Here is a 25,449-nt window from a genome sequence, read left to right on the forward strand (position 1 = left end):
ACACGAGGTCGGGCTTCCAAATCGGCCGCAACCGCCGCGAGGCGGTTGCGGCACCTGCAAAAGCCGCGCGCTTACGCTGCGAGCAGCGAGCGCAGCACGAACGGCAGGATACCGCCGTGCTTGTAGTAGTCGACTTCGATCGGCGTATCGATGCGCAGCAGCACCGGCACGCGGGTCGTTTCGCCGTTCTTGCGGTGAATCACGAGCGTGACGTCCTGCTGCGGCTTGAAGTCGTCGCCGAGGCCTTCGATGTCGTAGGTCTCTTCGCCGGTGATGCCGAGCGACTGGATGCTGTCCGCGCCCTTGAACTGCAGCGGCAGCACGCCCATGCCGACCAGGTTCGAGCGGTGGATCCGCTCGAAGCTGCGTGCGATCACGGCCTTCACGCCGAGCAGCTGCGTGCCCTTCGCGGCCCAGTCGCGCGACGAGCCCGTGCCGTACTCTTCGCCCGCGAACACGACGGTCGGCGTGTCGGCGTCGACGTACTTCATCGCCGCATCGTAGATCGACAGCTGTTCGCCGCTCGGCTGGTGAATCGTCAGGCCGCCTTCGACGCGCGTGCCGTCCGCCTTCGCCGGGATCATCAGGTTCTTGATCCGGACGTTCGCGAACGTGCCGCGCATCATCACGTCGTGGTTGCCGCGGCGCGAACCGTAGCTGTTGAAGTCGGCCTTCTGCACGCCGTTCTCCTTCAGCCACTTGCCTGCCGGCGAGTCTTCCTTGATCGAGCCTGCCGGGCTGATGTGGTCGGTCGTGACCGAGTCACCGAAGATGCCCAGCGCGCGCGCGCCCTTGACCGTCGGGATCGAATCGGCCGGCTCCATCGAGAAGTCGTTGCCGAAGAACGGCGGCTCCGCGATGTAGGTCGACTTCGGCCAGTCGTAGACCTGGCCCGTCTCGCCCTCGATCTTGCTCCAGAGGTCGCCCTTCTTGGTCAGCTTCGAGTAGTTGTCCTCGAACTTCTTCGGGTCGAGCGCGAACTTGAGCAGCGCGTGGATTTCCTCGCTCGTCGGCCAGATGTCGCCGAGGTAGATGTCGTAGCCGTCCTTGCCCTTGCCGACCGGCTCGGTCATCAGGTCGCGCGTGATGTTGCCGGCGATCGCGTAGGCGACGACCAGCGGCGGCGACGCGAGGAAGTTCGCGCGGATGTTCGGGTGGATGCGCGCTTCGAAGTTACGGTTGCCCGACAGCACGGCTGCCGCGACGATGTCGTTCTTCGTGATCGCTTCGTTCAGTTCCGGCGTCAGGTCGCCCGCGTTGCCGATACAGGTCGTGCAGCCGTAGGCGGCGACTTCGAAGCCGAGCTTCGCGAGGTAGGGCAGCAGGCCCGTCTTCGTCAGGTATTCGGTGACGATGCGCGATCCCGGCGCGAGCGACGTCTTGATGTGCGGCGCGACGGTCAGGCCGGCTTCGACGGCCTTCTTCGCGAGCAGGCCGGCAGCCAGCAGCACGCTCGGGTTCGACGTGTTCGTGCACGACGTGATCGCGGCGATCAGCACGTCGCCGTTCTTCACGTCGACGCCGTTGCTCGTCGTGTACTGCGTGCCCAGGTCGTCCGCCTTCTTCGCGAAGCCGTTTTCCGCGACCGGCTTCGAGAACAGTTCGGTGAACGTCGACTTGACGTTGCCGATCTCGATGCGGTCCTGCGGGCGCTTCGGGCCGGCCAGCGACGGGGCGACCGTTGCAAGATCCAGCGTGACCGTCTTCGTGTAGTCGATGTCGCCGGCCTTCGGAATGCCGAACAGCTTCTGCGCCTTGAAGTAGTTCTCGAACGCGGCGATCTCCGCCTTCGTGCGGCCCGTGCCTTCGAAGTACTCGATGGTCTTTTCGTCGACCGGGAAGAAGCCCATCGTCGCGCCGTATTCCGGCGCCATGTTGCCGATCGTCGCGCGGTCCGGCAGCGACAGCGACTTCGTGCCTTCGCCGAAGAATTCGACGAACTTGCCGACGACCTTTTCCTTGCGCAGCATTTCGGTGATCGTCAGCACCAGGTCGGTGGCCGTCACGCCTTCGCGCAGCTTGCCCTTCAGCTCGACGCCGACGACGTCCGGCGTCAGGAAGTACACCGGCTGGCCGAGCATGCCGGCTTCGGCCTCGATGCCGCCCACGCCCCAGCCGACCACGCCGATGCCGTTGATCATCGTCGTGTGGCTGTCCGTGCCGACGAGGGTATCCGGGTAGTACACGGTGTCGCCGCCGTCCGTCTTCTTGTGGACGCCGCGCGCGAGATATTCGAGGTTCACCTGGTGGACGATGCCGACGCCCGGCGGCACGACCTTGAACGTGTCGAACGCCTGCATGCCCCACTTCATGAACTGGTAGCGCTCGTTGTTGCGCTGGAATTCCAGCTTCATGTTCAGGTCGAGCGCGTCCTTCTGGCGGAAGTAGTCGATCTGCACCGAGTGGTCGACGACGAGATCGACCGGGACCAGCGGCTCGATCTTCTTCGGATTCTTGCCCGAACGCTCCGCGACGCCGCGCATGGCCGCGATGTCGGCGAGCAGCGGCACGCCCGTGAAGTCCTGCAGCACGACGCGCGACACCACGAACGGAATCTCGTCGACGCGCTTCGCGGTCGGCTGCCAGTTCGCGAGCTGCTCGATGTGTTCTTCCGTGATCTTCTTGCCGTCGTAGTTGCGCAGCACGGACTCGAGCACGATACGGATCGACACCGGGAGGCGCTCGATCTTCGTCTTCAGTTCCTTGCCGAGCTGCGGCAGCGAGTAGAACTTGCCTTTGCCGGAACCGCTGTCGAATTCCTTGAGGGTCTTGTGGAGATTGTGGGCCATGGTGATTTTCCTGGGTTTAAGGCTAGGAAACAAAGAGTCCTGTAGATGACGGCTATATCACATACAAGTCGACGTACTCATCGACCGGCATCGCTTCGAGCTTTGCCTGGTCCAGCGACACGTCGAGAATCGCTTGTTGCTGCTTTGCCGGGAAACGACGGGCGAGGTTGGTCCGGAACTTCTCGACCAGGAGCGGGATGCCGTCCGCACGGCGTCGCTGATGGCCGATCGGGTATTCGACCGCTACTTCGGCAAGCGTCGACCCGTCCGCGAATTCGATCGTCAGCGCATTCGCGATCGACCGCTTGGCCGGGTCATGGTAATCCTTCGTGAACTGCGGATCCTCGACGCACACGGTTTTCGCGCGCAGCGCGTCGATGCGCGGATCGGCGGCGACCGCGTCTTCGTAATCGGCCGCGGTCAGCCGGCCGAACAGCAGCGGCACGGCGACCATGTACTGGATGCAGTGGTCGCGGTCGGCCGGATTGGCGAGCGGGCCCTGCTTGTCGATGATGCGGATCGCGGCCGCGTGCGTGCGGATCGTGATCCGGCTGATCTCGTCGGTCGTGCGGCCCGCCGCGGCGAGCTGCGCGTGCAGCTGCAGCGCGGCCTCGGCGGCCGTCTGCGCATGGAATTCGGCGGGGAACGCGATCTTGAACAGCACGTTCTCCATCACGTACGTGCCGTACGGGCGCTGGAAACGGAACGGCTTGCCGTCGAACAGCACGTCGTAGAAGCCCCAGGTTTTGGCGGTGAGCGCCGACGGGTAGCCCATTTCACCCGTTTTCGCGATCAGCGCGAGGCGCACCGCGCGGGACGTCGCGTCGCCGGCCGCCCACGACTTGCGCGAACCGGTGTTCGGCGCGTGGCGGTAGGTGCGCAGCGCGTGGCCGTCGACGAATGCGTTGGATACCGCGTTGATCAGCTCGTCGCGCGTGAGCCCGAGCAGGCGGCCGACGACGGCCGTCGACGCCACTTTCACGAGCAGCACGTGGTCGAGCCCGACTGCGTTGAATGAATTCTCGAGTGCGAGGCAGCCCTGGATCTCGTGGGCCTGGATCATCGCGACGAGCACGTCGCGCATCGCAAGCGGCTTCCTGCCGGCCGCGACGGCCGTGCGGGACAGCCAGTCGGCCGTCGCCAGGATTCCGCCGAGGTTGTCGGACGGATGACCCCATTCGGCGGCGAGCCAGGTGTCGTTGAAGTCCAGCCAGCGGATCATCGCGCCGAGGTCGAAAGCGGCCTGGACGGGATCGAGCTGGAAGGACGTGCCGGGCACCTTCGCGCCGTTCGGCACGATCGTGCCGGGCACGACGGGGCCGAGCAGCTTGGTGCAGGCCGGGTAGGACAGCGCCTCGAGTCCGCATCCGAGCGTGTCGATCAGGCAATGACGCGCCGTCACCAGCGCGAGCGCGCTGTCGATGCCGGTGTTCAGCACGTAGTCGACGATATCGACGAGTACCGTATCCGGAGCGGGGCGGACGTTGGAGACCGAGGCGGACATCGAGGAGCTCGGGAGAGCGCGCTTAGTTCGTTGCCGGCTTCAGCTCGTTCGATTGCGTCGGAGCCGGCGTGCCTTGCGCCATTTCCGCCGTCATGCATTCGTCGGCGAGACGCTCGCCGCCGTTCGCGTCGCTGAACAGCATCGCCTTGCTCGGGATCACGACCAGCTTGAAGCCCGCGGCCGGATCGTAGAACGTGTCGGCGCCCGTCGTCGTGGCCTGACGCGGCAGCTTGTAGTTCTTCTTCGCCCAGTGAACCGTGACGACCTGGTCACGCTTCATGTCGCCGGCGAGGTCGAACGACAGGCCGTCCTTGCACGACCACTTGGCCGCGCCGTCCGGTACCGGATCGACCTTGGCCGCGGCACGCGCCTGCGCCTTCTTGCTGCGCGGAACGATGCGCTTGGCCGGCGCCGGGCGCTTGGCCGTCTTCTTCGCAGTCGTCGCCGTATCCTGGGCGAACGCGCTCGGAGCCGACACCAGCATCGTGGCGGACAAGGCGCCGATGGCGGTAGCGATCAGGAGTTTCTTCATGGAGTCAGAACCTTTCGATAATCAGTTGACAAGGGCCGGCAGCTGACACCGCCGGCCGGTTTGAAACTGCACGCGCCCCGGAAGCGCGCAGCGGCCGCTATTTTCACCTATTTGGCCGCGCTCATATCAGGTTTTCGGGCTCCGTTACGTTTTTTGTCGTTTCGCCAACCCGTCTCGGGTTCGCGCCCCGGTGATTCGATGAAATTCGTGTGCCGGCGCGCGCTCACCGCGCGTCTCCGGCGGCCGGGCCGAACAGCGGCGCGGCCTCGGCCGGCACCGGCTGGCCGGTCGCCCGTGCGCGGCGCAGCACCGACCAGTAATAGCGGTAGCTCGCGCGATCGTGCAGTGTATCGCCGTGGCGCGTCGGGCCCCAGTCGGCGGCCTGCGCCGCCAGCAGGATCTCGGCGGCCAGCGCGACTTCATCGGTGCGCGGCGCGAACGCGTCGACGATCGGGCGGATCTGCGCGGGATGGATGCTCCACATCCGCGTGAACGCGAACTCGTCGCGCGCGCGGCGCGCGTCGCCGGCGACGACGGCCATGTCGCGCACTTCCGTCGTCACGTTGTGCGACGGCGTCTTGCCGTGCGCGTGGCAGGCGGCGGCGATTTCCAGCTTCGCGCGGCGCACGAGCGGATGGTCGAACTGGCCGGGCGAGCGCATCGCCGCATCGGGAATCGCGCCGTGATGCGCGGACACGAAGTCCATCAGCCCGAAGCTCAGCGTGCCGACCAGCGGCAGCGCGGCGAGCGCGGCCGCCTGGGCGAGCGCGCCGTGCGTCTCGACCAGCACGTCCACCGGAATCGGCTGCGCGAGGCCGAGCTCGCGGCGCGTGCCTTCGATGAACGCGACCATCTCGGCCGCGTCGGCGGCGCTCGCGATCTTCGGCAGCGTGATGTAGGCCGGCGCGCGCGCGGCGCGCAGCACGATGCGCACGTCGTCGCGCCAGTGGGGATGGGAAAAGTCGTGGATGCGGACGCCGACCCGCCCGAAGCGGTTCTCGGCGCCGCCGAGGCATTCGGCGACGAGCTGCGCGTGCGCGGCTTCCTGGCCGACGGCCGCGCCGTCCTCGCAGTCGAGCGTGATGTCGAACACGGGGCCGAGTTCGGCCTGGAGCGCGAGCGACTTGCGCATCAGCTTCTCGCTGCCCGCGTAGTGATCGCAGCAGGGCAGGATCGCGGGCGGGGACGCCCCGTCGTACAGCACTTGTGCAGGAGTGAGCGCGGACATCTCTTCTACGTCAAGGAAGCGGGCAACGTGGAGAAAATCGGATTCGGGCACGTTCTGGGCCGGCGCGCGGAGCGCCTGGAGCGGCAAAACGTGCGCGGATCGGATCGGGCGGCGGGGCCGGCTGCAGCCCCGCCGCCCGTGCCGTGGCCGGCCCGCCCGGAGGCGGCCCGGCCATGCAGCCTGCTTAGTTCTTCAGCAGGTGGGCGACGCCGTCGCGCTCTTCGAGCAGCTCGGCCAGCGTGCCGTCCATCTTCTCGCGCGAGAACGCGTCGATTTCGAGGCCTTCGACGCGCTTGTACTCGCCGTTTTCGCACGTGACCGGCACGCCGTAGATGATGTCTTCGGGGATGCCGTACGAGCCGTCCGACGGGATGCCCATCGTGACCCACTTGCCGTTCGTGCCGAGGACCCAGTCACGCACGTGGTCGATCGCCGCGTTGGCTGCCGACGCCGCCGACGACAGGCCGCGCGCTTCGATGATCGCTGCGCCACGCTTGCCGACGGTCGGGATGAACGTGTCGCGGTTCCACACGTCGTCGTTGATCAGCTTGAGCAGCGACTCGCCTTCGGCGGTCGCGAAGCGGAAGTCGGGGTACATCGTCGGCGAGTGGTTGCCCCACACGGCGAGCTTCTCGATCGACGCGACCGGCTTGCCCGACTTGGCGGCGAGCTGCGACAGCGCGCGGTTGTGGTCGAGGCGCAGCATCGCCGTGAAGTTCTTCTTCGGCAGATCCGGTGCCGACTTCATCGCGATGTACGCGTTGGTGTTCGCCGGGTTGCCGACGACCAGCACCTTCACGTCGCGGCTCGCGACTTCGTTCAGCGCAGCGCCCTGGACCGTGAAGATCTCGGCGTTCGCCGACAGCAGGTCCTTGCGCTCCATGCCCTTCGAGCGCGGACGTGCACCGACCAGCAGCGCGACGTCTGCATCCTTGAATGCAACCTTCGGATCGTCGGTGATCACGACGCCCGCGAGCAGCGGGAACGCGCAATCGTCGAGTTCCATCACGACGCCTTTGACGGCGGCTTGGGCTTGCGGGAGGTCGAGCAGTTGCAGGATGACCGGCTGGTCCTTGCCGAGCAGGTCGCCGTTCGCGATGCGGAACAGCAGGGAGTAAGCGATTTGACCTGCGGCGCCGGTGACGGCAACGCGCTTTGCGGGCTTAGCCATTGAAAATCTCCAGGACGGGTGAAGCGGTGGACGCTAGGCAAAACGCCATTCTATGCGCGTTACGCGTAGCGTTGCATTGAAGCAGGGCGGAGGACTCGCGAAAGGCAGACGCGGTGAACCTGGAGACGGCCGTGGCACGTAGCCGGGGACGCATTTTGCACCCGCGAACCCTTGCTCGCCCCGGAGTGTAGGAGCCGATGGACCCAAAGTCAAACGGTATCATATGTCTTATATAAGACAGATGTTTTGCGGAATTTGAGTGGACGGAAAAGCGCGGTTTGTGATGAAATGCGCGCCATGACATCGAACCAGGCGAACAACGCGAATCCGACCGGCGCAGGCGGCCCAGGGCAGCCGGGCGCGGGCGATTCCGTGCCGGCGCCTGCGCCGGCCGCTTCGCCGTCGCCGACCTTCAGTCCGTTATACCAGCAGATCAAGTCATTGATCACGCAAAGTCTCGAATCCGGCGAATGGAAGCCGGGCGAGATCATCCCGAGCGAGGTGGAGCTGGCTGCTCGTTACAAGGTCAGCCAGGGCACCGTTCGCAAGGCGATCGACGAACTGGCCGCGGAAAACCTCGTGGTCCGGCGGCAGGGCAAGGGCACTTTTGTTGCGACGCACAATGAAGATCGCGCGCAGTTCCGCTTCCTGCGGCTGCTGGCCGACGACGGTGCCGAGCATCCGCACGTGAGCCGCCTGCTCGAATGCCGGCGCCTGCGCGCGCCGGCCGAGATCGCGCGGCAGCTCGACCTGAAGCCGGCCGATCCGGTCGTGCAGGTGCGCCGCCTGCTGGAGTTCGAGAACGAAGTGACGGTGCTCGACGAGATCTGGCTGCCGGGCGCGATGTTCCGCGGGCTCACGTTCGAGCGGCTGAGTGAATACAAAGGCCCGCTCTACGCGATGTTCGAGACGGAATTCGGCACGCGGATGATCCGCGCGACGGAGAAGATCCGCGCGGTGGCGGCGGAGCCGGCGGTGGCCGACCTGCTGCACGTGCCGGCGGGTTTTCCGTTGCTGTCGGTCGAGCGCGTGTCCTATACATACGGAGACCGGCCGGTGGAAGTGCGGCGCGGCTGGTATGTCACAACCGGGTATTACTATCAGAATGACTTGAGCTGACGACGGATCGGCACAAGCAGCGTGCACGCGGGTTTCCCGTTTTCGCGTAGCACGTTTCGGGCCGCCTTTATTCCCGTTCGCGTAATGATCCAGAGCAGACTTTCGCTGCAGCGCGATATAAAAAGGCGCTAAAATCGCGGATTAGTGTGACAACATAGTAGGGGTCTAGCATGACTGACGCAGTAAGAAAGCCGAGGCCGGAATACCGGAACATCGGGATCGGCGACATCACGTTGAAATATCGCATGCCGCTGGCGGCGACATTGTCGATTCTCCATCGAGTCAGCGGCGCGCTGCTGTTCCTGTTCCTGCCGTTCCTGCTGTTCCTCTTCGACCAGAGCCTCACCTCCGAGCTCAGCTTCGAAGGCTTCAAGCTCTTCCTCTCCAACATCGTCGTCAAGCTGATCGTCCTCGCGTTGTCCTGGGCGTTCCTCCACCATTTCTGCGCCGGCATTCGCCACCTGCTGATGGACGTCAACCACGACGCCGTCTCGAAGGAAGGCGGCAAGCGGACGGCCGTCGTCGTCTTTGTCGTCTCGATCGCGCTGACGATCGCCATGGCACTCAAACTGTTCGGAGCATTCTAAGAAAATGGCAGCCAATAACCGAATCGGCTCGAAGCGCCTCGTCGTCGGCGCTCACTACGGCCTGCGCGACTGGCTCGCGCAGCGCGTCACCGCCACGATCATGGCGGTCTACACGGTCATTCTGCTCGTCCTGTTCTTCGGCGCGCATGACTTCTCGTACGAAGGCTGGGCATCGATCTTCGCCGCGCAATGGATGAAGCTCGCGACCTTCGTGACGCTGCTCTCCCTCTTCTACCACGCATGGGTCGGCGTGCGCGACATCTGGATGGACTACGTGAAGCCCGTCGGTGTGCGCCTGCTGCTGCAATCGCTGACCATCGTCTGGCTGCTCGCATGTGCGGGCTACGCCGCGCAGATTCTCTGGAGAGTGTAAAGAATGGCTGCAATCAAAACTTCCCTGCCGCGCCGCAAGTTCGACGTGGTGATCGTCGGCGCGGGCGGCTCGGGCTTGCGCGCAGCGCTGCAACTGTCGCGCGCGGGCCTGTCGGTCGGCGTGCTGTCGAAGGTGTTCCCGACCCGTTCGCACACGGTGGCCGCACAGGGCGGCATCGGCGCGTCGCTCGGCAACATGAGCGAAGACAACTGGCACTTCCACTTCTACGACACGATCAAGGGTTCCGACTGGCTCGGCGACCAGGACGCGATCGAGTTCATGTGCCGCGAAGCACCGAACGTCGTGTACGAACTGGAACACTTCGGCATGCCGTTCGACCGTAACGCGGACGGCACGATCTACCAGCGTCCGTTCGGCGGCCACACCGCGAACTACGGCGAGAAGCCGGTCCAGCGCGCATGCGCGGCCGCCGACCGTACCGGTCACGCGCTGCTGCACACGCTGTACCAGCAGAACGTCGAGGCGAAGACGCAGTTCTTCGTCGAATGGATGGCGCTCGACCTGATCCGCGACGCGGACGGCGACGTGCTCGGCGTGACGGCCCTCGAGATGGAGACGGGCGACGTCTACATCATGGAAGGCAAGACGACGCTGTTCGCGACGGGCGGCGCAGGCCGGATCTTCGCGGCATCGACGAACGCGTTCATCAACACCGGCGACGGCCTCGGCATGGCTGCCCGCTCGGGCATCGCGCTGCAGGACATGGAGTTCTGGCAGTTCCACCCGACCGGCGTGGCCGGCGCGGGCGTGCTGATCACCGAAGGCGTGCGCGGCGAAGGCGGTATCCTGCGCAACGCGAACGGCGAGCGCTTCATGGAACGCTACGCACCGACGCTGAAGGACCTGGCGCCGCGTGACTTCGTGTCGCGTTCGATGGACCAGGAAATCAAGGAAGGCCGCGGCGTGGGTCCGAACAAGGATCACGTGCTGCTCGACCTGTCGCACATCGGCGCCGAGACGATCATGAAGCGTCTGCCGTCGATCCGCGAAATCGCGCTGAAGTTCGCGAACGTCGACGCGATCAAGGAACCGATCCCGGTCGTCCCGACGATCCACTACCAGATGGGCGGCATCCCGACCAACATCCACGGTCAGGTCGTCGGCACGTCGCGCGGCCACAAGGATCCGGTCAACGGCTTCTACGCAGTGGGCGAGTGCTCGTGCGTGTCCGTGCACGGCGCGAACCGCCTCGGCACGAACTCGCTGCTGGACCTCGTGGTGTTCGGCCGTGCGGCCGGCAACCACATCGTCGAGCACGTCAAGAACCAGAAGGAACACAAGCCGCTGCCGGCCGATGCAGGCGAATTCTCGCTGGCGCGTCTGAACAAGCTCGACAAGTCGAGCTCGGGCGAGTACACGCAGGACGTCGCGAACGACATCCGTGCGACGATGCAGAAGCACGCAGGCGTGTTCCGCACGTCGGCGCTGCTGAAGGAAGGCGTCGACCAGATGGCCGGCCTGAAGGCCCGCGTGGAAAACATCCACCTGAAGGACAAGTCGAAGGTGTTCAACACCGCGCGCGTCGAAGCGCTCGAGCTGGAGAACCTGATCGAAGTCGCCCGCGCGACGATGGTGTCGGCGGAAGCGCGCAAGGAAAGCCGCGGCGCGCACGCCCACAGCGATTACGAACACCGCGACGACGACAACTGGCTGCGCCACACGCTGTGGTACAGCGAAGGCGATCGCCTCGACTACAAGCCGGTTCAAATGAAGCCGCTGACGGTCGACTCCGTGCCGCCGAAGCCGCGCACGTTCTAAGCCGAGTCAAAGGAATCCGAAATGGCAAAACGCATTTTTGAAGTCTACCGCTACGATCCGGACAAGGACGCGGCACCGCGCATGCAGACGTACGAGCTCGAGATCCAGCATGAGCGCATGCTGCTCGACGCACTGGTCAAGCTGAAGGCCGTCGACGAGACGCTGTCGTTCCGCCGTTCGTGCCGCGAAGGCGTGTGCGGTTCGGACGCGATGAACATCAACGGCAAGAACGGTCTCGCGTGCCTGACGAACCTGAACGACCTGCCGCAGAAGATCGTGCTGCGGCCGCTGCCGGGCCTGCCCGTCGTGCGCGACCTGATCGTCGACATGACGCACTTCTTCAACCAGTATCACTCGATCAAGCCGTACCTGATCAACGACGCGCCGCCGCCGGAGAAGGAACGCCTCCAGTCGCCGGAAGAACGCGACGAGCTCGACGGCGTGTACGAGTGCATTCTGTGCGCGAGCTGCTCGACGTCGTGCCCGAGCTTCTGGTGGAACCCGGACAAGTTCGTCGGCCCGGCCGGCCTGCTGCAGGCTTACCGCTTCATCGCGGATAGCCGCGACACCGCTACCGGCGAGCGTCTCGACAACCTGGAAGACCCGTACCGTCTGTTCCGTTGCCACACGATCATGAACTGCGTCGACGTTTGCCCGAAGGGCCTGAACCCGACGAAGGCGATCGGCAAGATCAAGGAACTGATGGTTCGCCGCGCGGTTTAAGTTTGTGATGAGCGACGATTCGCATCAATCCGACCCGCACCGTCGCGCGCGCCTCCGCTGGCGCGCGCGGCGGGGTCTGCTGGAAAACGACATCGTATTCGAGCGTTTCTTCAGCAGATACGAGCATGACCTCACCGATGCAGACGTAGGCGCGTTGTCGCGCCTGCTCGATCTGAGCGACAACGACCTGATGGACTTGCTCCTCGCGCGCAAGGAACCAGAGGGCGACCTAGACAGCCAGGATATTCACCGGCTGTTGGAGATGCTGCGCAACGTGTAACGCCAAGGTGTAACGCGCTGTGCCCGTTATCGAATCCCGTTTCTATTTTCGATTGAGGATGTGCCATGACTCCGTCTGATGTTAAAGCCACGCTATCGTTCAGCGACAACTCGCCGAGCGTCGAAATGCCGATCTACAAGGGCACGATGGGCCCGGACGTGATCGACATCCGCAAGCTGTACGGCCAGACCGGCAAGTTCACGTACGACCCGGGCTTCATGTCGACGGCAGCTTGTAATTCGGCGATCACGTACATCGACGGCGACAAGGGCGAACTGCTGTACCGCGGCTACCCGATCGACAACCTCGCGCAGAACGCCGACTTCCTCGAGTCCTGCTACCTGCTGCTGAAGGGCGAGCTGCCGAACGCCGCGCAAAAGAAGGAATTCGTCGACACCGTCACGAAGCACACGATGGTGCACGAGCAGATGCACTTCTTCTTCCGTGGCTTCCGCCGCGACGCGCACCCGATGGCGATCCTGGTCGCCGCGGTCGGCGCGCTGTCCGCGTTCTACCACGACTCGCTCGACATCAACGACCCGCGTCACCGCGAAGTGTCGGCGATCCGCATGATCGCGAAGCTGCCGACGCTCGTTGCGATGGCGTACAAGTACAGCATCGGCCAGCCGTTCGTGTATCCGAAGAACTCGCTGTCGTACAGCGCGAACTTCATGCACATGATGTTCTCGAACCCGTGCGAAGAGTACAAGGTCAACGACGTGCTCGTCCGCGCACTCGACCGTATCCTGATCCTGCACGCCGATCACGAGCAGAACGCATCGACGTCGACGGTCCGCCTCGCCGGCTCGTCGGGCGCGAACCCGTTCGCGTGTATCGCAGCCGGTATCGCGTGTCTGTGGGGCCCGGCGCACGGTGGTGCGAACGAAGCCGCGCTGAACATGCTCGAGCAGATCGGTTCGCCGGACAACATCCCCGAATTCATCAAGCAGGTGAAGGACAAGAATTCGGGCGTGAAGCTGATGGGCTTCGGTCACCGCGTGTACAAGAACTACGACCCGCGTGCGAAGCTGATGCGCGAAACGTGCTACGAAGTGCTGAACGAACTCGGCCTGCACGACGACCCGCTGTTCAAGCTCGCGATGCAGCTCGAGAAGATCGCGCTGGAAGACGAATACTTCGTGTCGCGCAAGCTGTACCCGAACGTCGACTTCTACTCGGGTATCGTCCAGCGCGCGCTGGGCATCCCGACGTCGATGTTCACGTGTATCTTCGCGATGGCACGTACGGTCGGCTGGATCGCGCAGTGGAACGAAATGATCGCGGATCCGGAACAGAAGATCGGCCGTCCGCGTCAGCTGTTCATCGGCGACACGCCGCGCGAAGCGAAGCCGATCGACGCACGTTAAGTCGTGCGCGGCGCGAACGGCCGCAAGGCCGCTCGCGTCCGGCAACCGCAACGCCCCGACACCCCGGTGGGACATCCCGCCGGGGTGTTTTCATTTGCGCGGCCGACGCTGGCCCGAGCCGGCGCGGCGTTCCAGCGACGGCGGGCGTGTGTCGAGCGGCGGCGCGTCGGTGCCGGTGTCGCTGTCGGGCGCGTGGCCGTGTTGCGCGAAGAACTGCCGGTATGCGCCGGGCGTCATCCCGCGCGCGGCGAGGAACTGGCGGTTGAAGTTCGCGGCGTTCGGAATGCCGCAGCGCGCGGCGACCGTCGCGATCGGCCAGTCGGTGCCGACCAGATGGCGGCACGCATGCGCGAGCCGCAGCCGCTGCACGTAGCGGCCGACGCTTTCGCCGAGGTGCCGTACGAACAGCCGCTGCAGCGTGCGTTCGGACATGTGCGCGACGGCCGCGAGCGCATCGATCCGCAGCGGCTTGTGGAACTGCCGGTCGATCGCGTCGAGCACGCGATCGAGGCGCTCGGCTTCGGGCGCGGCCGGGTCGGCCGCTGACGCTGCTGCATCGGGCCGGTCGTAGGCCTGTGCGGTGGCGAGCGGTTCGCCGCCGGCTTCCGCGAGATCGGCGAGCGTGTCGAGCGCGGCCGCGAGGCGAATGCGCGGCGAAGGGTCGAGCAACTGCGGCAGCCGCGCGCGCATCGCACGGGCCGTATCGGCGTCGAATGCGAGGCCGGGCGCCGCGCGCCGCAGCAGCGAGCGCAGCGGCGCGTACTCGGGGCAGCAGTCGGCCACGCGTCGTGCCCAGTCACCGTCGAACCAGACGACGAGCGCGACTTCCGGCGCCGCGCGATCGATGCGCGCATTCGACGACCACGTATGCGGCAGGTTGGGCGGCACGAGCACCAGGTCGTCGTCCGCATAGCGCGCGACGTGATCGCCGATGAAGCGCTGGCCGCGGCTGTTCAGCGTCAGCGTCAGTTCGTACTCGGGATGACGGTGCCATTCGAACGGAATGCGCGCGAGCTGGCGGTGGTACACGCGGATCGAACAGCCGGGGGCGAACGTCACGTGCTCGTACTGCGGTTTCATCGCGGCCTCCGGGCGAGGGCGGGCAGCGCGCCGTGGCATGATCGTGATCGATCGTCACGACGGAGCGATGCCATGTTTTCACATGTTTGCGTGGGCGTCAGCGATACCGCGCGCGCGTACGACTTCTACGCGCCGCTGTTCGCGGAACTCGGGCTGCGGCTGAAGTTCAGCGAGCCGGACGGCTGGTCGGGCTGGATGCCGGCCGATACCGACCGGCCGCTGTTCTTCTTCGGCCGGCCGCTCGACGGCCGCGCGCCCGAACCCGGCAACGGCCATACGATCGCATTCGACGCGCCGACGCGCGCGCAGGTCGACCGCTGCCACGCGCTCGCGCTGCAGCAGGGCGGCACCTGCGAAGGGCCGCCGGGCCTGCGGCCGCACTATCACCCCGACTACTACGGCGCGTATTTCCGCGACCCGGACGGCAACAAGCTGTGCGTGGTCTGCCATCGTCCCGAGTAGCGCGCGGTTGTCAGGATTGTATCGATAGTTGGCCGGATAGTGTCGATGGCGGTGATGCGTCCGCCGTACGCTGAATGCTCATCACGACACGATTCAGCGAGGAGACGACGATGCACCTGACGATTGACGATCTGCCGGTTGCGATCCGCACGGCGAAAAGGGCGCTGCGCGCCGATCTGCCCGGTTACGCGGCCACGTTCCGCGAACTGGAGGGCGATATCGCGCGGCAGGTCGACGCGATCCGTCGCGCGCACGCGCACGGCCGCGACGTGATCCCGGTGTTGCGATTCGCGGATATCGCGAACGGCACCGTCGATCCGCGGGCGATCGCCGCGATCCGCACGCACGGCGCCGCAGTGATCCGCGGCGTGTTCGACGCGCAGCAGGCGCACGACTGGAACGACGAGATCGGCGCCTATCTGGATGCGAACCGCTTCGCCGAGCGGCTGCATGCACGCGCCGAGGATCGCTACTTCGGCAATCTCGCATCGGGCAAGCCGCAGATTTACGGCGTCTACTGGTCGAAGCCGCAGGTGGCCGCGCGGCAGTCGCCGGCCCTCACGCAGGCGCGCGTGTTCCTGAACCGCCTGTGGCGTCATGCGGACGCCGCGCGCAGGCATTTCGACCCGGACCAGGTGCCGGCCTATGCCGACCGGATCCGCCGCCGGCCGCCGGGCTCGACGTCGCTCGGGCTGTCGCCGCATGTCGACGGCGGCTCCGTCGAGCGCTGGCTCGGCGCGAATTTCCGGCAGGTCTATCGTCACGTGCTGGCCGGCCGCTGGCGCGATTACGATCCGTTCGACGCGGCGTTCCGCCCCGACGTCGAGGAGATTCCATCGCCGGCCGTGTGCTCGATGTTCCGTACGTTCCAGGGCTGGACCGCGCTGACGCCGCAAGGGCCCGGCGACGGCACCCTGCAGCTGATTCCGGTCGCGAACGCGATGGCGTATGTCGTGCTGCGCGTGCTGCAGGACGACGTCGCCGACGACGACCTGTGCGGCGCGCGTCCGGGCCGCGCGCTGTCGATCCTGCCCGAATGGCATGCGCTGCTGCTCGACGCGCTGGTGCCGATCCCGCATATGGCGCCGGGCGACGCGGTGTTCTGGCACGGCGACGTCGTGCATGCGGTCGAGGATGCGCATCGCGGCAGCGGCGACAGCAACGTGATGTATATCGCGGCCGCGCCCGGGTGCGCGAAGAACGACGCGTACCTGCAGCGCCAGCGGCTCGCGTTCCTGCGCGGCGACAGCCCGCCGGATTTCCCGGCCGATCATTTCGAGGTCGACTTCGACGGATGCGGCGGCGAGGGCGATCTCACGCCGCTGGGCCGTGCGCAAATGGGGTTCGCGCCGGTAGCCGCCTGACTGACGCGCCGCATGCATCGGCCGCATCCGCACCGCGCGGAACGGCCGTTTGCGCCGCGCCCGGCGGCCGTCTGCCGAATCCGCTGCATCCTGCCTGCAATTCGACGCGATCGGCTGCGGGCGCGCCCGAATTCGACGCGAATTGCGCAATTTGGCTTCCGATAATGGTCCGGACACAACGCAGCTGCCCCGTGCGCCGCACGGGGGCAGCGTGACCATGGAGAAGTCGATGCAATTCACGCAAGCGATCGTTCGCCGTCCCGCGCCGTCCTGCGGCGCGGGTCTCACCACCGCGGCGCTCGGCGCGCCCGACTACGACAAGACGCTCACGCAGTTCCACGCGTACTGCGACGCGCTGCGCGGGCTCGGCGTCGAGCTGACCGAGCTGCCGCCGCTGGACGCGTTTCCCGATTCGCACTTCGTCGAGGACGTCGCCGTCGTCACGCCCGAATTCGCGGTGATCACGCGTCCCGGCGCACCCGCGCGACGCGGCGAGACGGTGCACATCGAAGCGGCGCTCGCCGCGCATCGCGACCTGCTGCCGATGCAGGAAGGCCGTCTCGACGGCGGCGACGTGATGCAGGTCGGCAAGCGCTTCTACATCGGCCTGACGGGCCGCACCGATGCCGAGGGCATCGCCGCATTCGAGTCGCTGGTGGCGCGCTACGGCTATTCGGTCGTCGCGGTGCCGGTCGGCGCGGGGCTGCATCTGAAATCGGTCGTCAACGCGCTCGGCGACGACACGCTGCTCGTGACCGAGGCGCTGGCCGCGCATCCGGCGTTCGCCGACTATCGCCGCATCGCGATCTCGGCCGCCGACGAATACGCCGGCAACACGCTGCGCGTGAACGGCACGCTGATCACGCCGGCCGGCTATCCGCGCGTGCACGACGCGATTCAGTCGCTCGGGATGCCGCTGCACGTGATCGACACGAGCGAGTTCCGCAAGATGGACGGCGGCCTGACCTGCCTGTCGCTGCGGTTCTAGCCGATTGGCGTGCGGCCGCTTCGGCCGGATAATGTGGCCCCCGCGCGGAACCGGAGGAGACGCTCCGCGCACCAGCCACGACCCGACCGGAGCGAACGCGGATGACCGACAAGAAGATGCAGCTCGACAAGATCGATCTCCGGATCCTCGACATCCTGCGTACCGACGGGCGGATTTCCTACCGGAAGCTGTCCGAGCTCGTGAACCTCACGCCGCGGCCCTGCCAGGCGCGCGTGGAGCGGCTCGAGGCGCTCGGCGTGATCGAAGGCTACCGCGCGGTGATCAAGGCGCCGCGCGCGACCAAGCCGATCGTCGTGATCGCGCAGATCGTGCTGGCCGACCACGGGCGTTCGCAGGCCCCGTTCGAGGACGAGATGCGGGCCAATCCGGCCGTGCTCGATTGCTGGCTCGTCAGCGGCACGTTCGATTTTCTCGTGCGGCTCGCGTGCGAGGATCTCGACGAATACCGGCGAATCGCGAACGCGTGGCTGGAAAGCCCGCGGTTCCGGATCGAGAAGATCGTGACGACGGCCGAGCTGCAGGCGATCAAGCGCAGCGTCGTCTGACGCGGCCGTGCCCGGCCGTGCGCATCCGGGCCGCCGGCATCGGACGCGCGACCCGGCGGCAGGACCGTTTTTTGACGCGAATAACCGGGCCGATCGATCGGTATTCCGAATCAATTCGAGCGGCCCGAATCCAACAGGGTGAACACTATGGATGCTTTGCAAGCGGCGGCGCAGACGGCCGCGCCGTCCGGAACGGCGCTCAAGCGCCGGCTGCGGAGCCGCCACATCGCGATGATCGCGATCGGCGGCTCGATCGGCACGGGGCTGTTCGTCGCATCGGGCTCGTCGGTCGCGCAGGCGGGGCCGGGCGGCGCGATCGCCGCGTATATCGCGATCGGGCTGATGGTCTACTTCGTCGTCACCGGGCTCGGCGAGATGGCCGCGCTGATGCCGGTGTCGGGCTCGTTCGCGATCTACGGCGAGAAGTACGTCGACGCAGGCTTCGGCGTCGCGCTCGGCTGGACCTACTGGTACAGCTGGGCCGTGACGATCGCGATCGAGCTGGTCGCCGCGCAGATCGTGATGCGCTACTGGTTTCCGGCGGTGCCGGGCGTGTGGTGGGGCGCCGGGTTCCTGGTGCTGATCTTCCTGCTGAACACGCTGTCGGTGCGCGGTTTCGGCGAATCCGAGTACTGGTTCTCGCTGATCAAGGTCGTCACCGTGATCGCGTTCATCGCGGCGGGCTTGCTGATCGCGGCCGGCCTGCTCGGCAACGGGCAGCCGGTCGGCTGGCGCAACTTCAGGACCGGCGACGCGCCGTTCGTCGGCGGCGTGCACGCGATGATGAGCGTCGCGCTGATCGCGGGTTTCTCGTTTCTCGGCACCGAGCTGGTCGGGATCACGGCCGGCGAATCGGAAAACCCGCGCAAGACGATCCCGCGCGCGGTGAAGCAGATCTTCTGGCGGATCATGCTGTTCTACGTGCTCGCGATCTTCGTGATCGGCCTGCTGGTGCCGTACACCGATCCGAACCTGCTCAAGAGCGACGTGACCGATATCGGCGTCAGCCCGTTCACGCTCGTGTTCAGCCATGCGGGCTTTCCGCTCGCCGCGGGCGCGATGAACCTCGTGATCCTGACGGCCGTGCTGTCGGCCGGCAACTCGGGCACGTATGCGGCCACGCGGATGCTGTACAACCTCGCGGCGGAAGGCCGTGCGCCCGCGATGTTCGCGACGCTGTCGCCGGGCGGCGTGCCGCGCAACGCGCTGTACGCGACGATGGCGGTGGGCGGGCTGTGCTTCCTCACGTCGCTGACCAACAATCAGCGGATCTATCTGTGGCTGCTCAATACGGTCGGCATCACCGGCTTCATCGCGTGGCTCGGCATCGCCGTCTGCCACTACCGGTTCCGCAAGGGCTTTCTGAAACAGGGCTACCGGCTCGAGCAGCTGCCGTATCGCGCGAAGTGGTTCCCGTTCGGGCCGCTGTTCGCGACCGCGGTATGCATCGTGATCTCGCTCGGGCAGGATTACCAGGCGTTCTTCGCCGCCCGCATCGACTGGATGGAAGTGCTGTCGATCTACGTGTGGATCCCGCTGTTCGTCGCGATCTGGTGGGCGTATCGCCGCGTGCGCAAGAGCCGGCTCGTGCGGTACGAGGAGATGGAGATCGGGCCGTGGCTCACGCGCTCGGTCGAGGCCGTCGATGCGGCGGTCGCGCGGCACGGGCAGCCGCACTGAGCGTGACGCGGCGCATGCCCGGTGACGGGGCCGGCTCGCGCAACGCGGCCGGCGCCGGTGAAGCAAGCGTGACGACGCGCAGCGGGCAGCACGCGTGCTACCGCTGCGCCTTCATGAAATCCACCCACGCGGGAGGCGTGGCGCCGCTACTTGTCCAGCTCCGGGTAGTGCCGGAAGATCCCCATGTCGTTGAACGGGATGCGGCGTTCCGACTCGAGATAGCGCGCGACGGGCGGATGCGCCGCGATGCGGTCGTGCAGGCCGACGAGCCCCGCGACCTTGCGTTCCTCGCGCTTCATCGCCTTCGGGAACGCGTAGCGCAGGCCTTCGATCAGCTGGAAGATCGACAGATCCACGTAACTGAGCGCGCTGCCGGCGATGTGCCCGCCTTTGTGCGGATTCTGCGCGAGCACGCGATCGAAGTAGCCGAGGAACTTCGGCAGCCGGTGTTCGAGAAAATCGGCCGCGCGCTCGGCGGCTTCGGCCTTCTGGTCCTCGTAGTAAAGGCCGCTGCCGATCGGGTGATGCGTGTCGTGGATCTCGGTGACGAAATCGGCGACGGTCAACTGAAGCTGATGCACCCACAGCCGGCCGGCTTCGTCGTCGGGCGCGAGCCCGAGCCGCGCGCCGAGAAACAGCAGGATGTTAGCGGCCTGCCCGACGACCATGTCGCCGGCCTTCAGGAACGGCGGCGCGAACGGCACGCATTCGGCCTTCGTGCTGTCCATCAGACGCATCATCGCCGACACGCCCATGCCGCGCCCCGATTCGCGCGCGACGTCGACGTAGTCGGCCTCGGCCGCTTCGAGCGCGAGCCGCACGTACTCGCCGCGGCCCTGGATTTCGGGCCAGTAATAGAGTTCGTATCGCATGCAGTGCTCCTGTCCGGTCGATGCGTCGGGCGATGCCCGCATCGTGATGGCGGGAAGGGCGGCCGCGCGCCGCCCGTTGCGAATAGACAGTCTAGGAGATCGTGCGGGAAGTGCGGTGCTTGTCGCGCGTCATGCGCCGCGTTCGTCGCGCTCGCCGCCTTCCGGGCCGTAGAAGAACACCCAGGCCGAGAAGTCGTCGGAGAAGCCGACGAAGCGGTGCGCCGCGAATGCGGGGACGAACAGCACGTCGCCCGTCGCGACACCACATTCGCGCCCGTCGACGATGAACCGCGACGTGCCGGCGGCGATCACGTAGACCTCGTCGCGCGTGTGCGGCGTCTGCAGATCCTCGCCGCGCGGCCGGTACAGCTCGACGTCGAGCGTGCCGTGGCGAAACAGCGTCGTGAACAGCGTGCCTTCATCGTCGAGGCGGGCGAGCGATTCGTTGATGCCGAGCTTCATCGTCGTGGGCTCCGGGTTGCGGATCGTGGGAACGAGGGCATGCGGGTTGCACCATCGTAGCGCGAAATCCGCAGCTCGGCCGGCGGTGCGACCCTGCCTGCGAATCGTGTCGCGCGCCATCGATGAAACGGCGGCACCACGATCTCACCACCGATGAAACGAATCGGTCCGCCGGTGAAACGGCGCGGCGATCGTCGGCATGCGTGCGACAGCTTCACCGCAATTTAATAAACGCGCACTACGATCGCGCATCGTCAATCGATGGAGCGTCGTGCTGCGTTTCACGCTTCGACGCTGCCGCCCGTCGCGGATCTCCGCGATTCGCCAGATTGCCATTTCCCGTGACCCCGCGATTTGCACCGCCGCGCCATGCCGCCGCATGCGATTCGCATTGTTTCGTATTGCTTATGAATTCGAATGCATCGACTGCTTCACGCAGAAAATTCCTTGCCGCCGCACCCGGCATCGCAGCGGTGCCGCTGTTGAGCGCATGCGGTGGCGACGACGTCGCATCGGCGCCGCTCACCGATGCAGCGCTGGCCGCGCAGATGTCCGCGAAGCTGAACGCGCAGCTCGGCGATGCGGCGACGGTCGACGCGATCCTGCCCGCGCTGGCCGATGTCGGCTTCACCTGGGACCTGCCGACGGTCCCGGCCGCGCAGATCGGCGCGATCGTCGCGTACAGCTTCGGCAATCGCCCGAACGCCGCGAGCGGCAACACGTCGAGCACGGGCGGCAACCAGTCCGCGCTGCCCGATCCGGGGCCCGTCAACGAAGCGCTCGCGGACGTCGTGTACCGCATCCGCCAGCTGAAGCCGGTCAAGGTCTACGCGCAGTGGGAAATCGCGCGCTTTCTCGTGTCGAAATACGGGATGGGCGCCGACGTGCTGTCGTCGGTCGAACCGGTGATCGCGAGCGACGGCACGATCGTGTACCTGAGCACGGCCGGCGTCGCGGCCGAGGCGGTTACGCGCGCGGGCGGCGCGGCTGCGATGGGCACCGTCGCCGTGGTCGGCCATCGCGACCATGCGAAGCGCTGCATCCAGACCTCGCAGCAGGCCGGCATGAAGGCGGCCGCCGTCGCCGAGGTGCCGCTCCCGACCGTGTACGACCCGCAATCGGGCCAGCCGTGGACGCGCAACCGCAGCCTCTACCTCGTGCACGACATGTATGCGCAGATGCTGACCCGCGCGATCGCCGCGACGATGCAGGCGTTTCCGAAGGGCTGATGCCTGCCGTTCTCCACTCGAATCTCATGACCATGACGACCCGCCGCCATTTCCTCGCTTCCTCTTCGCTGCTCGCTGCATCGTGCGCCGCCGTCGCGCCCGCGCGCGCGATCGGTGCTCCCGTGTCCGATGCGGAACTCCAGCGCCAGATGCTCGGCAAGCTGACCGACGAACTGAACGATCGCGCGACCGCGGCCGACGAGACCGGCTACCTGCTCGACACGTTGTTCTCATGGACGCCGCCGGGCGTCGATGCGGCCGCCATCAACACGATCGCTGCGTTCGGCTTCGGCAGCCGCGCGGGCGCGTCCGGTGCCGCGCCCGTCCCGGGCCCGGTGAACGAGGCGATCGCCGATGCGGTGTTCCAGCTTCGGCAAAAGGCCGCGGCGCCGATTTACGCGCAGCAGGAAGTCGCGAGCGTGCTCGCGTCGAAGTACGCGCTGACGGCCGGCGTGACGTCGATCGCGACGCGGGCACCGGCCGCCGGCAGCCCGATCCCGACCCCCGACGGCGTCGTCGCCGCGATCGTCCGGCAGGCCGGCTCGGCCGCGGCGCTCGGCAAGGTCGGCATCGTCACGCATCGGGATCAGGCGTCGCTCGCCGTGCGCGTGTCGAGCGCCGCGGGGATGCAGGCCGCGGTGCCGGCCGGGCTGACGCTGCCGGTGTTCTACGACGCCGCCGCGCAATTGCCCGCATTGCGGCGTCGCGATCTCTACCTGCTGAGCAGCGCGGGCGTGCAGCTCGGCATGCTGCGGCTCGCGCTGATCAACCGCGAATACCCGAACGGCTGACGTTCCCCGTTTGGCTGGTAATGCCGATACAGGTATTGGCACTACCAGCCAAACCACTGTTTTTAATGGGTTTTTTCGCGCCGCGCCCGCGCCGCGGCGCGTTCTGCGTGGCATAATCGACCGCATCCGCAAGGCTTGTAGTCACAACGACCCCGCATACCCATGGCACAGACTCTCTACGACAAACTGTGGAATACCCACGTCGTCCACACCGAGGACGACGGCACGGCATTGCTCTACATCGACCGTCAGCTGCTGCACGAAGTCACGAGCCCGCAGGCGTTCGAAGGGCTGAACGTCGCGCACCGCCCGGTGTGGCGCATCAGCGCGAACCTGGCCGTGTCGGACCACAACGTCCCGACCACGGATCGCAGCCACGGCATCGCCGATCCGGTCTCGAAGCTGCAGGTCGACACGCTCGACGCGAACTGCGATGCGTTCGGCATCACGCAGTTCAAGATGAACGACGTGCGCCAGGGCATCGTGCACATCATCGGGCCGGAGCAGGGTGCGACGCTGCCGGGCATGACGATCGTCTGCGGCGACTCGCACACGTCGACGCACGGCGCGTTCGGCGCGCTCGCGCACGGCATCGGCACGTCGGAAGTCGAGCACGTGCTCGCGACGCAAACCTTGCTGCAGAAAAAGAGCAAGAACATGCTCGTGAAGGTCGAGGGCACGCTGCCGCGCGGCTGTACCGCGAAGGACATCGTGCTCGCGATCATCGGCAAGATCGGCACGGCCGGCGGCACGGGCTACGCGATCGAATTCGGCGGCTCGACGATCCGCGCGCTGACGATGGAAGGCCGGATGACCGTCTGCAACATGGCGATCGAAGCCGGCGCGCGTGCGGGCATGGTCGCCGTCGACGACACGACGATCGACTACCTGAAGGGTCGTCCGTTCGTGCCGACCGGCGCGGAATGGAACCAGGCCGTCGAGTACTGGCGCGAATTCAAGTCCGACGAAGGCGCGCAGTTCGACCGCGTCGTCGAGCTGAACGCGGCCGAGATCGTCCCGCAGGTCACGTGGGGCACGTCGCCGGAAATGGTCACGTCGATCGATGGTCGCGTGCCCGATCCCGAGCGCGAGAAGGATCCGGTCAAGCGCGACGCGATGGAGCGCGCGCTGGCCTACATGGCGCTCGAGCCGAACACGCCGATCGAGTCGATCAAGGTCGACAAGATCTTCATCGGTTCGTGCACGAACGCGCGCATCGAAGATATCCGCGCAGCCGCCTACGTCGTGAAGAAGCTGAACCGCCGCATTGCATCGAACGTGCGGCTCGCGATGGTCGTGCCGGGCTCGGGCCTCGTGAAGGCGCAGGCCGAGCGCGAAGGCCTCGACAAGGTGTTCACCGATGCGGGCTTCGAATGGCGCGAGCCGGGCTGCTCGATGTGCCTCGCGATGAACGCCGACCGGCTCGAGCCGGGCGAGCGCTGCGCGTCGACGTCGAACCGCAACTTCGAAGGCCGGCAGGGCGCGGGCGGTCGCACGCACCTCGTGAGCCCCGCGATGGCGGCGGCGGCGGCGATCGAAGGCCATTTCGTCGACATTCGCCAGCTGGGGTAACGCGTGACGGCATCGAAGCTCATCGCGCGGCTGGTGGCCGCGCTGGCGCTCGCGGGGCTGGGCTTCGGCCTCGCGGGCTGCAATACCGTCCGAGGCTTCGGCCAGGACGTCAACGCCGCCGGCAATGCGCTGCAGCGCGCCGCGGACTGACGCCCACCGAGAATTTGTCGATGTGCGCCGGCTGACTGCCGGCCCTCCAACCGGATAGACGGATCATGGAAAAATTCACTGTACATACCGGCGTCGTGGCGCCGCTCGATCGCGAGAACGTCGACACCGACGCGATCATTCCGAAGCAGTTCCTGAAGTCGATCAAGCGCACGGGCTTCGGTCCGAACGCATTCGACGAATGGCGTTACCTCGACCACGGCGAGCCGGGCCAGGACAACTCGAAGCGCCCGCTGAACCCGGACTTCGTGCTGAACCAGCCGCGCTACCAGGGCGCATCGGTGCTGCTGGCACGCAAGAACTTCGGCTGCGGCAGCTCGCGCGAGCACGCGCCGTGGGCGCTGCAGCAGTACGGCTTCCGCGCGATCATCGCGCCGAGCTTCGCCGACATCTTCTTCAACAACTGCTACAAGAACGGGCTGTTGCCGATCGTGCTGACCGAGCAGCAGGTCGATCACCTGTTCAACGACACGTATGCGTTCAACGGCTATCAGCTGACGATCGACCTCGATGCGCAGGTCGTGCGCACGGGCGACGGCCGCGAGTATGCGTTCGACATCACCGCGTTCCGCAAGTACTGCCTGCTGAACGGTTTCGACGATATCGGCCTGACGCTGCGTCACGCGGACAAGATCCGCCAGTTCGAAGCCGAGCGGCTCGCGAAGCAGCCGTGGCTCAACAACAAGCTGGTCGGCTGAGATTGCCTCCGGGCGGGCGCGCATGACGCGCGCTCGCCGACCTGCCACCCATACCTATCCAGTCA

At 66.4% G+C, this 25,449-nt stretch carries 25 protein-coding genes; 17 read left to right on the forward strand and 8 right to left on the reverse strand.

Features of this window, described 5'->3' with window-relative positions; genetic code table 11:
- Nucleotides 1-71: 71 nt before the first annotated feature.
- The 5 genes from acnA to NQV17_RS28845 form a co-directional block, all read right to left on the reverse strand.
- Nucleotides 72-2,789 (reverse strand): aconitate hydratase AcnA, encoded by a 2,718-nt coding sequence (gene acnA, locus NQV17_RS28825; RefSeq protein ID WP_257774885.1) that lies wholly within the window; start codon nt 2,787-2,789, stop codon nt 72-74.
- 52 nt (nt 2,790-2,841) lie between these two features.
- Nucleotides 2,842-4,293 carry a bifunctional 2-methylcitrate dehydratase/aconitate hydratase gene (locus NQV17_RS28830; RefSeq protein WP_257774886.1) on the reverse strand — a complete coding sequence of 484 codons (1,452 nt, stop codon included), beginning with the start codon at nt 4,291-4,293 and terminating at the stop codon, nt 2,842-2,844.
- 22 nt (nt 4,294-4,315) lie between these two features.
- Nucleotides 4,316-4,825, reverse strand: a complete 510-nt coding sequence (locus NQV17_RS28835) for a hypothetical protein (protein WP_257774887.1) — start codon at nt 4,823-4,825, stop codon at nt 4,316-4,318.
- Nucleotides 4,826-5,048: 223 nt separating this feature from the next.
- Nucleotides 5,049-6,053 carry a CoA ester lyase gene (locus tag NQV17_RS28840; RefSeq protein ID WP_257774888.1) on the reverse strand — a complete coding sequence of 335 codons (1,005 nt, stop codon included), beginning with the start codon at nt 6,051-6,053 and terminating at the stop codon, nt 5,049-5,051.
- Between the two features lie 184 nt (nt 6,054-6,237).
- Nucleotides 6,238-7,224: a malate dehydrogenase gene (locus NQV17_RS28845; RefSeq protein ID WP_006487742.1), complete on the reverse strand. Its 987-nt coding sequence runs from the start codon at nt 7,222-7,224 to the stop codon at nt 6,238-6,240.
- A 288-nt stretch (nt 7,225-7,512) separates the two neighbouring features.
- Here NQV17_RS28845 and NQV17_RS28850 point away from each other — a divergent pair, with 288 nt between their 5' ends.
- The 7 genes from NQV17_RS28850 to gltA all read left to right on the forward strand — a co-directional run bounded on the left by NQV17_RS28850 (nt 7,513) and on the right by gltA (nt 13,452).
- Nucleotides 7,513-8,343, forward strand: a complete 831-nt coding sequence (locus NQV17_RS28850; protein WP_082088449.1) for a GntR family transcriptional regulator — start codon at nt 7,513-7,515, stop codon at nt 8,341-8,343.
- A 170-nt stretch (nt 8,344-8,513) separates the two neighbouring features.
- Entirely contained in the window at nt 8,514-8,930 is a 417-nt protein-coding gene (gene sdhC / locus NQV17_RS28855) for a succinate dehydrogenase, cytochrome b556 subunit (protein ID WP_257774889.1), read from the forward strand.
- Between the two features lie 4 nt (nt 8,931-8,934).
- Nucleotides 8,935-9,303 (forward strand): succinate dehydrogenase, hydrophobic membrane anchor protein, encoded by a 369-nt coding sequence (gene sdhD, locus NQV17_RS28860; protein ID WP_124495478.1) that lies wholly within the window; start codon nt 8,935-8,937, stop codon nt 9,301-9,303.
- Between the two features lie 3 nt (nt 9,304-9,306).
- Nucleotides 9,307-11,082 (forward strand): succinate dehydrogenase flavoprotein subunit, encoded by a 1,776-nt coding sequence (gene sdhA, locus NQV17_RS28865; RefSeq protein WP_044843800.1) that lies wholly within the window; start codon nt 9,307-9,309, stop codon nt 11,080-11,082.
- 21 nt (nt 11,083-11,103) lie between these two features.
- Entirely contained in the window at nt 11,104-11,805 is a 702-nt protein-coding gene (locus NQV17_RS28870) for a succinate dehydrogenase iron-sulfur subunit (protein ID WP_011658352.1), read from the forward strand.
- 7 nt (nt 11,806-11,812) lie between these two features.
- Entirely contained in the window at nt 11,813-12,085 is a 273-nt protein-coding gene (locus tag NQV17_RS28875; RefSeq protein WP_044843801.1) for a succinate dehydrogenase assembly factor 2, read from the forward strand.
- A 65-nt stretch (nt 12,086-12,150) separates the two neighbouring features.
- Nucleotides 12,151-13,452 carry a citrate synthase gene (gene gltA, locus NQV17_RS28880; RefSeq protein ID WP_257774890.1) on the forward strand — a complete coding sequence of 434 codons (1,302 nt, stop codon included), beginning with the start codon at nt 12,151-12,153 and terminating at the stop codon, nt 13,450-13,452.
- A gap of 90 nt (nt 13,453-13,542) precedes the next feature.
- Here the strand turns inward: gltA and NQV17_RS28885 are convergent, their stop codons facing one another.
- Nucleotides 13,543-14,532, reverse strand: coding sequence for an AraC family transcriptional regulator (locus tag NQV17_RS28885; RefSeq protein ID WP_257774891.1), 990 nt, complete (start codon nt 14,530-14,532; stop codon nt 13,543-13,545).
- Nucleotides 14,533-14,604: 72 nt separating this feature from the next.
- On the opposite strand from NQV17_RS28885, the gene NQV17_RS28890 reads away from it, so the two are divergent.
- From NQV17_RS28890 to NQV17_RS28910, 5 genes are all read left to right on the forward strand, one after another.
- Complete coding sequence (locus NQV17_RS28890; protein ID WP_124486399.1) at nt 14,605-14,994, forward strand: VOC family protein; 390 nt, start codon at nt 14,605-14,607, stop codon at nt 14,992-14,994.
- A gap of 110 nt (nt 14,995-15,104) precedes the next feature.
- A complete protein-coding gene (locus NQV17_RS28895) occupies nt 15,105-16,358 on the forward strand; it encodes a DUF1479 domain-containing protein (RefSeq protein WP_257774892.1) in 1,254 nt (417 codons plus the stop codon).
- A gap of 229 nt (nt 16,359-16,587) precedes the next feature.
- Nucleotides 16,588-17,346: a dimethylarginine dimethylaminohydrolase family protein gene (locus tag NQV17_RS28900; protein WP_044843999.1), complete on the forward strand. Its 759-nt coding sequence runs from the start codon at nt 16,588-16,590 to the stop codon at nt 17,344-17,346.
- Nucleotides 17,347-17,447: 101 nt separating this feature from the next.
- Nucleotides 17,448-17,912 carry an Lrp/AsnC family transcriptional regulator gene (locus NQV17_RS28905; protein WP_044843805.1) on the forward strand — a complete coding sequence of 155 codons (465 nt, stop codon included), beginning with the start codon at nt 17,448-17,450 and terminating at the stop codon, nt 17,910-17,912.
- A gap of 147 nt (nt 17,913-18,059) precedes the next feature.
- Entirely contained in the window at nt 18,060-19,592 is a 1,533-nt protein-coding gene (locus NQV17_RS28910) for an amino acid permease (protein WP_257774893.1), read from the forward strand.
- Between the two features lie 146 nt (nt 19,593-19,738).
- On the opposite strand, the gene NQV17_RS28915 is transcribed toward NQV17_RS28910, so the two are convergent.
- The gene (locus NQV17_RS28915; RefSeq protein ID WP_257774894.1) at nt 19,739-20,464 is read right to left on the reverse strand and encodes a glutathione S-transferase; all 726 of its coding nucleotides are present in this window, start codon (nt 20,462-20,464) and stop codon (nt 19,739-19,741) included.
- 129 nt (nt 20,465-20,593) lie between these two features.
- Entirely contained in the window at nt 20,594-20,926 is a 333-nt protein-coding gene (locus tag NQV17_RS28920; protein ID WP_257774895.1) for a cupin domain-containing protein, read from the reverse strand.
- Nucleotides 20,927-21,333: 407 nt separating this feature from the next.
- On the opposite strand from NQV17_RS28920, the gene NQV17_RS28925 reads away from it, so the two are divergent.
- The 5 genes from NQV17_RS28925 to leuD all read left to right on the forward strand — a co-directional run bounded on the left by NQV17_RS28925 (nt 21,334) and on the right by leuD (nt 25,384).
- A complete protein-coding gene (locus tag NQV17_RS28925; protein ID WP_257774896.1) occupies nt 21,334-22,155 on the forward strand; it encodes a hypothetical protein in 822 nt (273 codons plus the stop codon).
- Between the two features lie 32 nt (nt 22,156-22,187).
- Nucleotides 22,188-22,946, forward strand: a complete 759-nt coding sequence (locus NQV17_RS28930; RefSeq protein ID WP_257774966.1) for a Tat pathway signal protein — start codon at nt 22,188-22,190, stop codon at nt 22,944-22,946.
- A 162-nt stretch (nt 22,947-23,108) separates the two neighbouring features.
- Nucleotides 23,109-24,518, forward strand: coding sequence for a 3-isopropylmalate dehydratase large subunit (gene leuC / locus NQV17_RS28935; RefSeq protein WP_044843810.1), 1,410 nt, complete (start codon nt 23,109-23,111; stop codon nt 24,516-24,518).
- Between the two features lie 3 nt (nt 24,519-24,521).
- The gene (locus NQV17_RS28940) at nt 24,522-24,668 is read left to right on the forward strand and encodes an entericidin A/B family lipoprotein (RefSeq protein WP_011658379.1); all 147 of its coding nucleotides are present in this window, start codon (nt 24,522-24,524) and stop codon (nt 24,666-24,668) included.
- Between the two features lie 65 nt (nt 24,669-24,733).
- The gene (gene leuD / locus NQV17_RS28945; RefSeq protein WP_044843811.1) at nt 24,734-25,384 is read left to right on the forward strand and encodes a 3-isopropylmalate dehydratase small subunit; all 651 of its coding nucleotides are present in this window, start codon (nt 24,734-24,736) and stop codon (nt 25,382-25,384) included.
- Nucleotides 25,385-25,449 lie beyond the last annotated feature (65 nt).

Origin of the sequence: Burkholderia sp. SCN-KJ, assembly GCF_024656005.1 — a bacterium.
Lineage (GTDB): Bacteria > Pseudomonadota > Gammaproteobacteria > Burkholderiales > Burkholderiaceae > Burkholderia.